The organism is Stenotrophomonas sp. MYb238, from assembly GCF_009496535.1.
Lineage (GTDB): Bacteria > Pseudomonadota > Gammaproteobacteria > Xanthomonadales > Xanthomonadaceae > Stenotrophomonas.
The window spans coordinates 38,820-53,344 of record NZ_WIDL01000026.1 but is presented as its reverse complement, the minus strand read 5'-3'; the positions used below and the strand labels follow the sequence as shown (position 1 = coordinate 53,344).

The following is a 14,525-nucleotide window of genomic DNA, read 5'->3' as shown; positions in this document are numbered from 1 at the left end:
GCCTTCTTCGTAGGCTGCGACGTTTCCGTCCAGCGAGCCGCCCATTATAGCCGGCTTTTCCGCTTCGTCAACACCTCGTTTCGAGGTCCGACTCCGCTGCTTCATCCTCAACCCCGAAGGGCCTTCCGGCGAAGCGAGCCGCCTATTATGGCAGCCTTTTCGTTTCCGTCAACACCTCGATGAGGGCGACTTCAACTGCTTCCTTCGCTGCCAACCGGGGTCGGCGGCGAAGGAGCGAGAGTATGCGACCTCTTTGCAGTTTTGTGAAGGGCCGGCGAAGGAAATCCGGAGGGCGGAAGTCCTCCATTCAGTCAGCCGTCCGCGCCACACCTGCCGGCGACCTATAGATATGACTTCAGGCCGCGACCAGCAGCACGCGCGCGAAGGTGCGCTTACCCACCTGCAGCAGGCCCTCGAAGCCCGGCTGCAGGACCGTCTGCGCATCCTCGACGACATTGCCGTCCACTTTCACCGCGCGCTCCTTGAGCTTGCGCGAGGCCTCCGAGTTGCTCGGCGTGAGCCCGGCCGCGGTCAGCAGGGCGCCGATGCGCAGGCCGTCGGCCGGCACCGCCACTTCCTGCAGCGGCAGCTGGGTGATGTCACCCTGCCCGGTCACCGCGGCATTCCAGCCAGCGATGGCCTGCTCGGCGGCGGCGGCATCGTGGAAACGGGTGGTCAGTTCGCGCGCCAGGCGCAACTTGATCTCGCGCGGATTGATCGCGCCGGCCTCGACGTCGGCACGCAGCTGCTTCGCCTCGGCGATGGAAATGTCGAAGCTCAGCAGGTCGATCCAGCGCCACATCAGGTCGTCGCCGATCTTCATGGTCTTGGTGACGATGTCGATGGCCGGTTCGCTGATGCCGATGTAATTGCCCAGCGACTTGGACATCTTGTTGACACCGTCCAGGCCTTCCAGCAGCGGCATGGTCAGCACGATCTGCGGCTTCTGGCCGTAGTGCTCCTGCAGGCCGCGGCCCATCAGCAGGTTGAACTTCTGGTCGGTGCCGCCGAGCTCGACGTCCGCCTCCAGCGCCACCGAGTCGTAGCCCTGCACCAGCGGATAGAGGAATTCGTGGATGGCGATGGACTGCTGGGCGGCGTAGCGCTTGGCGAAATCGTCGCGTTCGAGCATGCGCGCCACGGTGTGCTGGCCGGCCAGGCGGATCATGTCGGCCGCGCCCATCTTCCCGAACCACTCGGAATTGAAGCGGACCTCGGTGCGCTCGCGGTCGAGCACCTTGAACACCTGCTCCTCGTAGGTGCGGGCGTTGGCCAGCACGTCTTCGCGCGAGAGCGGCTTGCGGGTGACGTTCTTGCCCGAGGGGTCGCCGATCATGCCGGTGAAGTCGCCGATCAGGAAGATCACCTGGTGCCCGAGTTCCTGGAACTGGCGCAGCTTGTTGAGCAGCACGGTGTGGCCCAGGTGCAGGTCCGGGGCGGTGGGGTCGAAGCCGGCCTTGACCCGCAGCGGACGACCGCTCTCCAGACGCTGGCGCAGGTCATCCACCTTGAGGATTTCATCGGCACCGCGGCCGATCAGGGCAAGGGCTTCATCAATCGAGGACACGCTAGAACTCCCGGCTTCGCCGTCAGACATGGGGTGTTAATTGCAGGTTAACCGCCCAATTCATCAAAAAGCCATGCGGCTCAATGGTTTGACGCGGTATTGAAGGGTGACTATGTTACCCGCGTTTGGGCCCGCGATCCGGGCCGGCCAGAGAACCGAGCGATGTCCCAATCCGATCACGGCCAGGCGCGCAAGCAGCGCTTCCAGGAAAGACTTCACGTCCTGCACGACATCGCCCTGCATCGGAAGCTCAAGCAACATCTGCCGGCCGCGTTCAACGAGCGCTGGACCCGCCGCCACTGGATCCACGCCAGCCTGTTCGCCACCATCGGCGCACTGGCCGCGACCATCGTGCCGGGCTTCTCCAATGCCATCGACGCGCCGCTGCCGTCGGCGCATTCGACCCTGGCCCTGCCGCTGCCGCCGATCCCGCTTGCCCGGCGCAGCGAAACCCCGGGCGACAGCTGGCAGATCCTGCGGGTGGAACGCGGCCAGACCCTGAGCGACCTGTTCGAAGTGGCCGGCGTGCCGGCGACGGTGATGCACCGGCTGCTGGACCACCCCGGCACCCGCGAGGCGCTGACCCGGCTCCGCCCGGGCGCCGAGATCGCCTTCGACCTGCCGGTGAACGGGCAGCTGCGCACCATCCGCTTCGACCGCGATCCCAGCCACCGCGTGGAGCTGTCGCTGCAGGGCGAGCAGATCCGCGAGAAGGTGCTGGAGCGCGTCACCACGACCCGCACCGTGGTGGCCAGCGGCGAGATCCGCAGTTCGCTCTACGCCTCAGCGATGAAGGCCGGGCTGTCGCCTTCGGCCATCAACACGATGACCGACGAGATCTTCAAGTACGACATCGATTTCTCCAAGGACGTGCAGCCGGGCGACCGCTTCAGCGTGGTCATGGACGAGACCTGGCGCGAAGGCGAGCGCATCGACACCAGCAAGATCCTGGCGGCGACCTTCAGCACCGGCGGCAAGACCTACACCGGCTTCCGCTTCGAGCGCGGCGGCAAGGCCGAGTACTTCGACCTCAACGGCCGGCCGCTGAAGAAGAGCTTCATCCGCATGCCGATCCCGTTCGCGCGGCTGAGTTCCACCTTCGGTTCGCGGCGCCATCCCATCCTTGGCACCATGCGCATGCACAAGGGCGTGGACTACGCGGCCGGCACCGGCACGCCGATCATGGCCGCCGGCGACGCCCGCGTGCAGTTCGCCGGCACCCAGCGCGGCTACGGCAACGTGGTGATCCTCGACCACGGCCGCGGCTACACCACGCTGTACGGGCACATGTCGCGCTTCGGCAACATTAAGACCGGGCAGCGCGTGAACCAGGGCACGGTGATCGGCTACGTCGGCTCCACCGGCATGGCGACCGGCCCGCACCTGCACTACGAATTCCGCGTCGACGGCCAGCACCGCAATCCGCTGTCGGTGACCATGCCGCCGCCGGAGCCGCTCAAGGGCGCCGAGCTGGCCGCGTTCCGCGCCCAGACCTCGCCGGCGATGGCGCGCATCCAGGGCATGGAGGAACTGATCTACGCCGATGCCGGCAAGGGCAAACCCACCACCACGGCCACCGCCGCGGCCCCGACGGCCCGCAACAAGCGCGGCTGACCGCGGCCCGGCCGCATTGACGACCAGGGCAGGGAGCCTCGAAGCTTCCCTGCCCTTCTTCTTTCCGGCCTCCGCATGACCCCCGTCGATCCGCAGCTGCCCCTGTTCCTCGGCCTGATGTCCGGCACCAGCGCCGACGGCATTGATGCCGCGCTGGTGCAGTTCCCGGTCGAAGGCGGCTGCCGGTTCGTGCACGGGCACACCTTCGGCTGGAAGGCGGAAACCCGCGCCGCGCTGGTCGCGCTGGGCCAGGGCGCCGAACCAGCGTCGCTGGACGCGCTCGGGCAACTGGACGCCGAGGTCGGCATCGCCTTCGCCGCCGCCGCCAACGGCCTGCTGGAACGGGCCGGCATCGACCGCGCGCAGGTACGCGCGATCGGCTCGCACGGGCAGACCATCCGCCACCGGCCCACCTCTGAGCCCGCTTTCACCTGGCAGATAGGCGACGCCAACCGCATCGCCGAACTGACCGGCGTCACCACGGTGGCCGACTTCCGCCGCCGCGACGTGGCCGCTGGTGGACACGGGGCGCCACTGATGCCGGCGTTCCACCTGGCGATGCTCGGCAGCGCCAGCGAGGACCGGGCGGTGCTCAATCTGGGCGGCATCGCCAACCTGAGCCTGCTCGCCCGCGACGGCAGCCTGCGCGGCTTCGATACCGGCCCGGCCAACGCGCTGCTGGACGGCTGGTGCCAGCGCCATCTCGGCACCGCGTTCGACGCCGGCGGCGCCTTCTCCGCCAGCGGGCGGGTGGACGCGACGCTGCTGGCGCGGCTGCTGGACGATGCCTGGTTCGCGCTGCCGCCGCCCAAGAGCACCGGGCGCGAGCAGTTCCACCTGGACTGGGTGGACGCGCGGATCGACGGCGAACCGCCGGCACCGGCCGATGTGCAGGCCACGCTCGCCGAACTCACCGCCGCCACGGTCGCCGATGCGCTGCTGGCGCACCTGCCCGAGGTGAAGCGGCTGCTGGTCTGCGGCGGCGGCGCGCGCAATCCGCACCTGCTGCAGCGCATAGGCGTGCGCCTGCCTGGGGTGGAGGTGGTCTCCAGCGCCGCGTTCGGGCTCGACCCCGATTACATGGAAGCGATGGGCTTCGCCTGGCTGGCGCGCGAGACCCTGGCCGGGCGCCCGGGCAACCTGCCCAGCGTCAGCGGCGCGTGCGGACCGCGGATCCTTGGCGCGATCCATCCGGCCTGAAACGCTGGGGTGTCGCCCGACCTATTCGCTGCGGCAAGTGTCGGGCATGCTCGGCACAGGTTTCGCCGGGAAGGCTCCATGCGGGGCAAGTCCCGCATCTACGGAAGCCCAGCAGGTCGAGGTTACCTCACCGATGGACGTCTGCTCGAAAACCAAGGCATCGGCGCGTAGACGCTCACTTGAACGTCGAAGCGTCGGGGAGCGCAGCCGCAACCTATGCCGGAAGTGCGCTCAACCGAACTCCGCACCGGCGGGCAGCGCCTGCAAAGCATGGATGGCTTCGGACAGCACATCCACTTCCGGATGCTCGAAGCCGTGGCTCATTTCGTGTTCGCCGGCGAACAGGCCCTGTTCGAGCAGCGCCAGGCAGGTATGTTCGCGGGTCCAGCCGCGCGCCACCGCGAGGCGGCGGATGCGTTCGAGCAGCAGCGGGTCGACATCCCGCAAGATCACGCCGGCCATGTCATTCCGCCAGCAGTGCAGCGGATCCCCCCGCCCGCATCATCGGCGAGGCGGTGACCGGATTCAACGGCTGGCGGATGGAGATTCCGGCGATCCATCCGCCCTTGCCGCATTCAGTCGGGTACGGTCGCCCTGCGCGCCTGCATCGCCGCCAGCGCCAGGCACAGCAGCAGCACGGGAATCGCCAGCAGGGCGGTGCCGATGAAGAACAGCGCATAGCCTTCCAGCAGGGTGCGGCCCTGCGCCAGGTGCTGCACGGTCACGCCCGAAAAGCCCTTCAGCGCCTTGCCCGGCATGGCGTAGAACGAGCTGAGCAGCGCGTACTGGGTGGCGGTGTAGCCGATGCTGGTCAGGCTGGACATGTAGGCGATCAACGCGGTGCCGGCGAAGCCGCTGGACAGGTTGTCCACCGCCATGGCGACGGCGAACTCCAGCTTGCCCGGCCCGACGTAGGCCAGCCACGCGAACGCAAGGTTCGAACACGGGCCGAGGATGGCGCCGACCAGCAGCGCGGCCATCACCCCCCAGCGCACCGAGATCACGCCGGCCAGGGCGATGCCGAAGAAGGTCGCCACCAGGCCGACCGAGCCGCGCACCGCGCCGACCGTGTCCTCGTCCAGGCCGAGATCCACGTAGAACGGGTTGGCCATCGGCCCCATCACGAAGTCGGCCATGCGGTAGATGCTGATCGCCGCCAGGATCAGCAGCGCGCCGCTGCGGTATTCGCGGAAGAACATCACGAACGGGCCGACCACCGCGTCGAACAGGCCGCGCGGCGTCCACAGGCGCGCGGCCTGCTCGTGCACGGCGACCACCGCCCGCGCCGGCTCGCGCGCCAGCACCACCGCGGCCACGCCCAGGCCCATCAGCGCCGCCATGATCTCGTAGGACACCTGCCAGCCCACGCGCGCGGCGATGATCAGGATCAGCGCATCGGTGACCAGCAGCGCGGTGCGGTAACCCAGCGCCGAAGAAGCGGTCAGCAGGCCGAGCTGCTCGCTGTTGTCGGCCACCTCGATGCGCCAGGCGTCGATGACGATGTCCTGCGTCGCCGAGGCGAAGGCGACCACGGTCGCCAGCACGCCGAACACCAGCAGGTGCTCCATGGCCATGCCCAGCACGAGGATGTGGCCGCCCTTGGGCTGCACCAGCGCCATGCCCACCAGCGCCACCGCCGCGAACAGCTGCGACAGCAGCATCCAGCCGCGACGCCGCCCGAACAGGCGTCCCAGCAGCGGCACGTCGGTCTTGTCTACGATCGGCGCCCACAGGAACTTCATCGAGTACGCCAGGCCGACCCACGACAGGAAGCCGATGGTGTCCAGCTCGATGCCTTCCTTGCGCATCCAGAACCCGAGCGTGTTGCCGACCAGGTAGATCGGCAGCCCGGAACTGAAGCCCAGCAGCAGCATCGCCAGCACTTTCCGCTGGCGCAGGTTGCCCATCACCTCCCGCCAGCCCTGGCGGCGCTTCACTGCGGTCTCGCTCACAGGCCGTAGTCCGCGGTGTCGTAGTCCACGATGAACGGCGCGTGGTCGGAGAAACGCTCGTCGCGGTAGATCGAGCAGCCGCGCAGGCGTTCGCGCAGGCCGGGCGTGACGAACTGGTAGTCGATGCGCCAACCGACGTTGTTGGCGCGCGCGGCGCCGCGGTTGCTCCACCAGGTGTAGTCCTGGCCTTGCGGGTGCAGCGCGCGGTAGGCATCCACCCAGCCGCGGCCGCCGGCCGGGTCATGGTCGCCGGGCAGGTCGGCGCACAGGCCGTTGAGCCAGTCGCGCTCGGCCGGCAGGCAGCCGGAATTCTTCTGGTTGGATTTCCAGTTTTTGATGTCCAGCGCGGTGCGCACGATGTTCCAGTCCCCGCACAGCACGTAGTCGCGGCCGCTGGCCAGCCACTGGGCGAGGATCGGCCGCAGCCACTCCATCACCTCGAACTTGAACCCCTGGCGCAGGTCGCCCGAGGAACCGGACGGGATATAGAAGGAGACCACGCTCAGGTTGCCGAAACGCGCCTCGATGTAGCGGCCTTCGTCGTCGAACGGCGCCCAGCCCAGTTCGGTGCGCACCTCGTCCGGCTCGCGCCGGCTCCAGATCGCCACCCCGCTGTAGCCCTTCTTGGTGACGGCGTCGCGGTAGAAGCAGTGGTGGCCGTCGGGGCGGAACAGGGGATCGGCCAGCTGCGACTCCTGCGCCTTGGTCTCCTGGATGCACAGCACGTCGGCCTGCTGCCGGGCGAACCATCCGGCAAACCCCTTGGTGGTGGCCGAACGGATGCCGTTGGCGTTGAAACTGATGATGCGCATTGAGAACCACTGACAGGCCGGGACCGGCACAGCATACCGCCCGCGCCAGCATTCCCCGAAGCCATGCTTTACCCTAGACGCCTTCTATAGACGACAAGAAAGCGCATTACATGAGTGACCACCGTTCCCGCTTCCTGCAGCTGGCGCTGAACGCCGACGCCCTCCGCTTCGGCCAGTTCACCCTCAAGTCCGGCCGGGTAAGCCCCTATTTCTTCAACGCCGGCCGTTTCGACACCGGTCTGGCGCTGGCCCAGCTGGGCAACTGCTACGCTGACGCGGTCGAATCCTCCGGGGTCGCCTTCGACCAGCTGTTCGGCCCGGCCTACAAGGGCATCCCGCTGGCCACCGCCATCGCCTGCGAGTTCTCGCACCGCGGCCGCAACCTGCCGCTGACCTTCAACCGCAAGGAAGCCAAGGACCACGGTGAGGGCGGCAGCCTGATCGGCGCCGACATGGCCGGCAGGCGCATCCTGATCGTCGACGACGTGATCACCGCCGGCACCGCCATCCGCGAGGCGCTGGCCATCATCCGCGCCGCGGGCGGCATCCCCGCCGGCATCGTGGTGGCGCTGGACCGCCAGGAGATCGCCTCGGAGGACGACCCCCGCTCCGCCGCTCAGGCCGTGGCCGCCGAGACCGGCATCCCGGTGATCGCCGTGGCCAACCTGGCCGACCTGCTTGCATTCGCCTCCGGGAACCCGGAACTTGTCGGCTACCGCGAACCGTTGCTGGCCTACCGGGCCCGTTACGGAAGCAATCCAACGGGCTGACCGCAGGGGGCTGCCATGAGGCCGAATCCGTCCATCGCCGGTGCGGGCATGCTGCTGGCGCTGGCCGCGCTGGCGATGCCGCCGCTGGCGTTGGCGCAGAACAAGCCGGCCGATACCGGCAAGAAGCTGTACTGCTGGGACAACGCCCGCGGCGAGCGGGTCTGTTCGGATACCCTGCCGCCGGAAGCCGTCAACAGCGCGCGCCAGGAGTTCAGCGCGCGCAGCGGCCTGCGCAGCGCCGAGGTGCAGCGTGCGCTCACCGCCGAGGAACGCGCCGACGCCGAGCTCGCGGCGGCGCAGGCGCAGGTGGACGAGGCGGCGACCGAGACCCGCCGGCGCACCGAGCAGGCGATGCTGTCCACCTATGGCAGCGAGGACGCGCTGCGGCGCGTGTTCAACGAGCGCGCGGCCATCGTCGACAACAACATCAAGACCGCGGTCTACAACGTGGCCAGCCTGCGCGAGGCGCTGGCCACCCAGCTGTCCACCGCCGGCGACCGCGAACTGGCCGGGCAGAAGGTCTCCGACAAGCAGGCCGGCGACATCCGCCAGCGCCACGCCGAACTGCTCGCCCAACTGCGGCTGCAGGCCGCCTTCGAGCAGCAGCGCAAGGCGCTGGACGTGGAGATCGCCGAAACCCTGACCCGCTACCGCGAACTCAAGGGCATCGCCATGCCCACGGACACGGCTGCGCCGCCGCAGGGGTGAGCGCGCCGCTTGGCGACCGCGAACTGGCCGGGCAGAAGGTCTCCGACAAGCAGGCCGGCGACATCCGCCAGTGCCACGCCGAACTGCTCGCCCAATTGCGGCTGCAGGCCGTCTTCGAGCAGCAGCGCAAGGCGCTGGACGTGGAGATTGCCGAAACCCTGACCCGCTACAGCGAACTCAAGGGCATCGCCGCGCCCACGGACACGGCTGCACCGCCGCAGGGGTGAGCGCGCCGCTTCACGCGCGCGCGCCACGGCGTTGGATCGATCCGGCGCGCTGGTCCGGCGCTGGCTCCCGCCAGCCGGATGCGCGACGCCGGCCTCGGACCGTCTGGCCCACCGTTCTCCAGTCCGATCTTTCCGTGATCGAAGCCATTGCGAGGCTGGCCCCTGCTGGCGGGCTTCGTCTCAAGCGTCCGTATACGCGTGCACCCGCGCAAGGGCGACACGCGCTGCCGGTCGGTTCCCTGCGATGCCGGGCGAGACTTCCACGATCGGGCGCATGCCGTGACAGCCTCGCGCATGGCTCCCTCCGTTACCCCCGGTGTCGGTGGCACCCGGCCAGCATCGGATGCAGGGGCGTTACATGATGACGTCCACCAACGAGGCCGGCGACGGCGCCAAGGCGATGTGTACGGCGGCCCGGACGCGGCGGAGCGGCACCCAAGTGCGGAACTGCGCGGCCACCTGGGCCGGAAGATCGGCAACGCCTGCTGATAGCACAAGCATCCGCCGAAAGAACGCAGCCGGCACGTCACCCGGCTCTGAGGAAGCATCGCTCCTCAACAGAAAGGCCGCCCGCGCACGGCACGGACGGCCTCCGGATGCGCGACGACACGCCGATCAGAAGCCCAGTTCGGTTTCCGCCGGCAGCACCTGCCGCAGCTGTTCGCGGAACAGCGCCTTGATCCGCTCCAGCGCGGCCTCGTCGTCCGCCTCGAAACGCAGCACCAGCACCGGCGTGGTGTTGGAGGCGCGCACCAGGCCCCAGCCATCGCTGAAGTCGGCGCGCAGGCCGTCGATGGTGGAGAGGCGGGCGCCGGCGAACGGCGAATCCACGGCCTGCGCCGCCGCCACGACCAGCGCCACCTGCGCGTGCTGGGTGCCTTCGGCCACCGCCACCTTCAGCTCCGGCGTGGAGACGGCGTCGGGCAGTTCGTCGAACACCTCGGACGGCTCGTCCTCGCGCTGGGCGAGGATCTCCAGCAGGCGCGCGGCCGCGTACAGGCCATCGTCGAAGCCGTACCAGCGCTCCTTGAAGAAAAAGTGGCCGCTCATCTCGCCGGCCAGTTCGGCGTCGGTCTCGCGCATGCGCGCCTTGATCAGCGAGTGCCCGGTCTTCCACATCATCGGGCTGCCGCCGTTGCGCAGGATGTAGTCGGACAGCTTGCCGGTGCACTTGACGTCGTAGATCACCATCGCGCCCGGGTTGCGCGCCAGCACGTCGGCGGCGAACAGCATCAGCAGGCGGTCGGCGAACACGATCCTGCCTTCCTTCGTCACCACGCCGAGCCGGTCGCCGTCGCCATCGAAGGCCACGCCGAGGTCGGCGCCGAAACGCTGGACCATCTGCACCAGGTCCTCGAGGTTGTGCGGCTCGCTCGGGTCCGGGTGGTGGTTGGGGAACTGCCCGTCCACGTCGCAGTACAGCGGGATCACCTCGGCGCCGATGGCTTCCAGCAGCTGCGGCGCGACCGCGCCGGCGACGCCGTTGCCGGCATCGGCCACCACCTTGAGCGGGCGGTCCAGCTGCACGTCGTCGGCGATGCGCTGCACGTAGTCGGCGACGACCTCGCGCTGCTGCAGCCCGCCCGGCATGTCGGCGCGCTGCAGGCGGCCCTCGGCGATGCGCCGGTACAGGTCGGTGATCGCCTCGCCGGACAGCGTCTCGCCGCCGATGACGATCTTGAAACCGTTATAGTCCGGCGGGTTGTGGCTGCCGGTCACCGCCACGCAGCTGCCGGCGCGCAGGTGGTAGGCGGCGAAGTACACCACCGGGGTCGGCGCCAGGCCGATGTCGATGACCTCGCAGCCGGCGCGGCGCAGGCCCTCGATCAGCGCCGCGGACAGTTCCGGGCCGGACAGCCGGCCGTCGCGGCCGACCACCACGTCGCGCAGTCCCTGCTCCTGCATGGCGCTGCCGATGGCCTGGCCGATCAGCGCGGCCACGGCCGGGGTCAGTTCGCTGCCGACCACGCCGCGGATGTCGTAGGCGCGGAAAATGCCCGGAACCACCGCGGCGATGTCCGCTTCGACGGAGGCGGGCGCCTCCCCGGCGTCGCGTTCGCGCACCGCCGCCACCGGCAGCGGTTCCTGCGCCAGCGCTTCGCTCAGGGTGACGCCGTCGTCGGCGACCGTCGGTTCGCCGGTGCGGCGCAGCGCCGGCAGGCGCAGGCGCTTGCGGCCGACCAGCAGCAGCACCGCCGTCGCCAGCATCAGCGCCGCGACCACCGCGCAGGCCACCATGCCGAGTCCCAGCGGGCCTTCGACCGCGTCCGGCACGGCGGCCACCACGCGCAGGCCGGTATCGGCCACCGGCCGGGCCAGCGCGTCGGCGCCATTGCCCAGCGCGGCATCGCCCTTCTGCAGCACGGTGTAGCCGCCCTGGCGCAGGCCGAGGAAGGCCGGATCCGGCGACTCCAGCCCGTCGAACACGGCCGACAGCCGGGTCAGCGGCTGGCGCACGTAGGCGACCGCGGACCGGTCCCGCAACCGCACCGGCGCGGCCAGGCCCAGGCGCGGCCCGTTGCCGTCGCGCACCACGCGCGCGACCGGCCTGCCCTGGCTCATCGCCAGTTCCAGCAGGGCCAGCCGCGAATAACCGAACGCGGCGGGGTCGGCATAGGCATCGGACAGCGCGCCGTCGAGGACCTGCGCATCGTCCACGCCGTTCCATTTCTCGCGCAGCGCGGCCGCGGCGACGGCGGCGTCGCCCCCTGCCAGCGCCGCCTTGACCGGTTCCAGCTCGAGCTGCCGGGCGAACTGCGCGGCCTGCGCGGCGATGGCCTTGTGCAGGTCGTCCACCGCCTGGTCGCGCGCCTGCTCCAGCCGGGCACCGGTATCGGCCTGCCGCCACTGCTCGAAGGCGCTCCAGCCGAACCAGCCGGCCAGCAGCGCCAGCAGAACCGCCAGCAATGGCGTCGAGCGGCCCAGCGCGACGCCCGGGCGCCGGCTTTCGTTCCCTTGGCTCATCGTGCGTTTCCCCTGTCAGCGCACTCCGGTGTGGCCGAATCCACCCGTTCCACGCGCACTGTCGACGAAAGTGTCCACCACCTGCAAGGCCACCCGCGCGATCGGCATGACCACCAGCTGCGCGATGCGGTCGCCCGGTTCGATGGTGAAGGACTCGCGGCCGCGGTTCCAGACGCTGATCAGCAGCGGCCCCTGGTAGTCGGCGTCGATCAGGCCGGTGCCGTTGCCCAGTACGATGCCGTGGCGGTGGCCCAGGCCCGAGCGCGGCAACACCACCGCGCACAGGCCGGGATCGGCGATGTGGATGGCGATGCCGCTGGGCAGCAGCGCGGCGTCGCCGGGCTCGAGCGTCATCGGCGCCTCGATCGCCGCGCGCAGGTCCATGCCGGCGCTGGCCTCGGTGGCGTAGCCCGGCAGCGGCCAGGCGTCGCCGAAGCGGGGGTCCAGCAGCTTCACCTGCAGGGGCTGCAATGCGTCCGTATTCATGCGTCCAACCTCTCGGCGATCAGGTCCAGCAGCTGTTCGGCCAGCTGCGTCTTGGCGGTACCGGGGAATTCGCGGTGGCCGTCGTTCCAGTAGGCGGTGGCCGCGTTCTGGTCGCTCTCGAAGCCGCCGCCGGGGATGCCGACCTGGTTGGCGACGATCAGGTCCAGGTGCTTGTCGGCGAGCTTGCCGCGCGCGTATTTCTCCACGTCGTGGGTCTCGGCGGCGAAGCCGACCACCAGCTTCAGCACCTGCTCCTGCGCGGCCACCTCGGCCAGGATGTCCGGAGTGCGCACCAGTTCCAGCGTCAGGGTCTGGCTGCCGGCGGTCTTCTTCAGCTTCTGCTGCGAGACCTGGCGCGGCGTGTAGTCGGCCACCGCGGCGGCGCCGATGTAGATGTCGGCCGGCAGCGCGGCCAGCACCGCCTCGCGCATCTGCGCGGCCGAACGCACGTCCACCCGCTGCACGCCGGGCGGCGTCGGCAGTTGCACCGGCCCGCTGACCAGCACCACCTGCGCACCGCGGCGCGCGGCGGCGGCGGCCAGCGAATAGCCCATCTTGCCGCTGGAGCGGTTGCCGACGTAGCGCACCGGGTCCAGGTCCTCGTAGGTGGGGCCGGCGCTGATCAGCACCCGCATGCCCTGCAGCCGGTCCGGCGTGGTTGGCGCCGCCGGCGCCAGGTTGCCGGCCAGCGCGGCGACGATGACGTCCGGCTCGCTCAGCCGGCCCGGGCCGGATTCGCCCTCGGCCAGCGGGCCGTCCTCGGGGCCGATCACCTGCACGCCGCGTCCGCGCAGCAGCGCGATGTTGGCCTGCGTGGCCGGGTGCAGCCACATGCGGTGGTTCATCGCCGGGCACACCGTCAGCGGCGCGGTCGTGGCCAAGCACAACGTGCTGACCAGATCGTCGGCATGGCCGTGCGCCAGCCGCGCCAGCAGGTCGGCGGTGGCCGGCGCGATGACCACGCGGTCGGCCCAGCGCGCCAGTTCGATATGGCCCATCGCCTGCTCGGCGGCGCTGTCCCACAGCGTGGTGCGGACCGGCTGCCCGGACAGGGCCTGGAAGCTCAGCGGCGTGACGAACTGCTGGGCGCCGTCGGTCATCGCCACCTGCACACCGGCGCCGGCGTCGCGCAGACGGCGCACCAGTTCCAGCGATTTGTAGGCGGCGATGCCGCCGCCGACGCACAGCAGCAGCTTCTGTCCGTCCAGCGGCCGGGACGGCGCATGGACACTGTGGGGAAAGCCGGTCACTTGGGAAATCCTACCTGCACAAGAATCTTTAGCTTACCCGAAGGGTCCGTGGCGACTTATTACCTTGCGCACGGTTCGCAGTCACCTTGCAGCCATGCACATCCGCCACTGGCCCAACTCCGAACGTCCCCGCGAAAAGCTGCTGGTACACGGGGCCCGCGCCCTTTCCGACGCGGAACTGCTGGCGATCTTCCTGGGCTCGGGCCTGCCCGGCCAGGATGCGATACGGACCGCGCGCGAGATGCTGCACGCGCACGGGTCGCTGCGGCAGCTGATGGACCGGGGCGCGCGCGAACTGATGCGGGTGCCGGGGCTCGGCCCGGCCCGCGCCTGCCGGCTGGTCGCGGCACTGGAGCTGGGCCAGCGCCATCTGGCGTCGGACCTGGCGCGGGGCACCACCCTGACCGACCCGGACTCGGCCGGCCGCTATTTCGTCCAGCGGCTGCGGCCCCAGCCCCACGAGGTCTTCGCGGCCCTGTTCCTGGACACCCGGCACCGGGCGCTGGCCTTCGAGGAACTGTTCCGCGGCACCATCGACAGCGCCGAGGTGTACCCGCGCGAGCTCGTACGCCGGGCCTTGGCCCACAACGCCGCGGCGGTCATCGTGGGCCACAACCACCCTTCAGGCAGTGCCGAGCCCTCCACGGCCGACCGCGCCGTCACCCTGCGCCTGCGCGACGCCCTGTCCCTGGTGCAGGTCCGGCTGCTGGACCATTTCGTCATCGGCGACGGCCTGCCCGTGTCGCTTGCCGCCCGCGGCTGGATGTAGCAGCGGCGCGGTGCCGGTTTGCCCCGGCCACGGTCCTTCAGCGGAGCGCTGCGGGCCAGGCCGGTGGCGGCGGGCCGGCACCACGGGCGGGGGAGATGCATGCCAGCCGCCACGCGCGTCCTCCTCCCCGATGCGGTCCGCAACCCGGTCCTGCACTCCGCGTTGACTTCGCTGACCGCCGTCCCGGCCCCGGGAGCAGCCACCCC

12 protein-coding genes and 1 pseudogene are annotated in these 14,525 nt (G+C 70.0%); 6 read left to right on the top strand and 7 right to left on the bottom strand.

Translation table 11 applies throughout. The features are described 5' to 3' along the window. Positions 1-355 precede the first annotated feature (355 nt). Entirely contained in the window at positions 356-1,567 is a 1,212-nt protein-coding gene (gene tyrS / locus CQ393_RS15640) for a tyrosine--tRNA ligase (RefSeq protein ID WP_343200000.1), read from the bottom strand. A gap of 162 nt (positions 1,568-1,729) precedes the next feature. Here tyrS and CQ393_RS15635 point away from each other — a divergent pair, with 162 nt between their 5' ends. Then, positions 1,730-3,181 (top strand): peptidoglycan DD-metalloendopeptidase family protein, encoded by a 1,452-nt coding sequence (locus tag CQ393_RS15635; protein WP_153192804.1) that lies wholly within the window; start codon positions 1,730-1,732, stop codon positions 3,179-3,181. A gap of 75 nt (positions 3,182-3,256) precedes the next feature. After that, positions 3,257-4,381: an anhydro-N-acetylmuramic acid kinase gene (locus tag CQ393_RS15630; RefSeq protein ID WP_153192802.1), complete on the top strand. Its 1,125-nt coding sequence runs from the start codon at positions 3,257-3,259 to the stop codon at positions 4,379-4,381. 231 nt (positions 4,382-4,612) lie between these two features. Here CQ393_RS15630 and CQ393_RS15625 read toward each other — a convergent pair whose 3' ends face one another. From CQ393_RS15625 to CQ393_RS15615, 3 genes are all read right to left on the bottom strand, one after another. Then, the gene (locus CQ393_RS15625) at positions 4,613-4,843 is read right to left on the bottom strand and encodes a hypothetical protein (RefSeq protein ID WP_153192800.1); all 231 of its coding nucleotides are present in this window, start codon (positions 4,841-4,843) and stop codon (positions 4,613-4,615) included. Positions 4,844-4,956: 113 nt separating this feature from the next. Further along, positions 4,957-6,288, bottom strand: coding sequence for an MFS transporter (locus CQ393_RS15620; RefSeq protein ID WP_153192815.1), 1,332 nt, complete (start codon positions 6,286-6,288; stop codon positions 4,957-4,959). A 41-nt stretch (positions 6,289-6,329) separates the two neighbouring features. Then, positions 6,330-7,145 carry an exodeoxyribonuclease III gene (locus tag CQ393_RS15615; RefSeq protein ID WP_153192798.1) on the bottom strand — a complete coding sequence of 272 codons (816 nt, stop codon included), beginning with the start codon at positions 7,143-7,145 and terminating at the stop codon, positions 6,330-6,332. Positions 7,146-7,255: 110 nt separating this feature from the next. On the opposite strand from CQ393_RS15615, the gene pyrE reads away from it, so the two are divergent. The 3 genes and pseudogenes from pyrE to CQ393_RS15600 form a co-directional block, all read left to right on the top strand. Next, the gene (gene pyrE, locus CQ393_RS15610; RefSeq protein WP_153192796.1) at positions 7,256-7,915 is read left to right on the top strand and encodes an orotate phosphoribosyltransferase; all 660 of its coding nucleotides are present in this window, start codon (positions 7,256-7,258) and stop codon (positions 7,913-7,915) included. A gap of 75 nt (positions 7,916-7,990) precedes the next feature. Then, positions 7,991-8,623 (top strand): hypothetical protein, encoded by a 633-nt coding sequence (locus CQ393_RS15605; protein WP_153192813.1) that lies wholly within the window; start codon positions 7,991-7,993, stop codon positions 8,621-8,623. Between the two features lie 11 nt (positions 8,624-8,634). Then, positions 8,635-8,850 (top strand): annotated as a pseudogene (locus CQ393_RS15600) (hypothetical protein); the annotation flags it as partial. Positions 8,851-9,465: 615 nt separating this feature from the next. Here CQ393_RS15600 and CQ393_RS15595 read toward each other — a convergent pair. Genes CQ393_RS15595 through coaBC form a run of 3 tightly spaced genes read right to left on the bottom strand, consistent with a single transcriptional unit; the run spans position 9,466 to position 13,550 of the window. Then, entirely contained in the window at positions 9,466-11,814 is a 2,349-nt protein-coding gene (locus CQ393_RS15595) for a phosphomannomutase/phosphoglucomutase (RefSeq protein WP_153192794.1), read from the bottom strand. Between the two features lie 15 nt (positions 11,815-11,829). Next, positions 11,830-12,300 carry a dUTP diphosphatase gene (dut, locus tag CQ393_RS15590; RefSeq protein ID WP_153192793.1) on the bottom strand — a complete coding sequence of 157 codons (471 nt, stop codon included), beginning with the start codon at positions 12,298-12,300 and terminating at the stop codon, positions 11,830-11,832. Beyond that, positions 12,297-13,550: a bifunctional phosphopantothenoylcysteine decarboxylase/phosphopantothenate--cysteine ligase CoaBC gene (gene coaBC / locus CQ393_RS15585; protein WP_343199999.1), complete on the bottom strand. Its 1,254-nt coding sequence runs from the start codon at positions 13,548-13,550 to the stop codon at positions 12,297-12,299. Before coaBC ends, dut begins: the two co-directional genes overlap by 4 nt. A 94-nt stretch (positions 13,551-13,644) precedes the next feature. On the opposite strand from coaBC, the gene radC reads away from it, so the two are divergent. Beyond that, positions 13,645-14,319 (top strand): DNA repair protein RadC, encoded by a 675-nt coding sequence (gene radC, locus CQ393_RS15580; RefSeq protein ID WP_153192790.1) that lies wholly within the window; start codon positions 13,645-13,647, stop codon positions 14,317-14,319. The last annotated feature ends 206 nt before the right edge of the window (positions 14,320-14,525 follow it).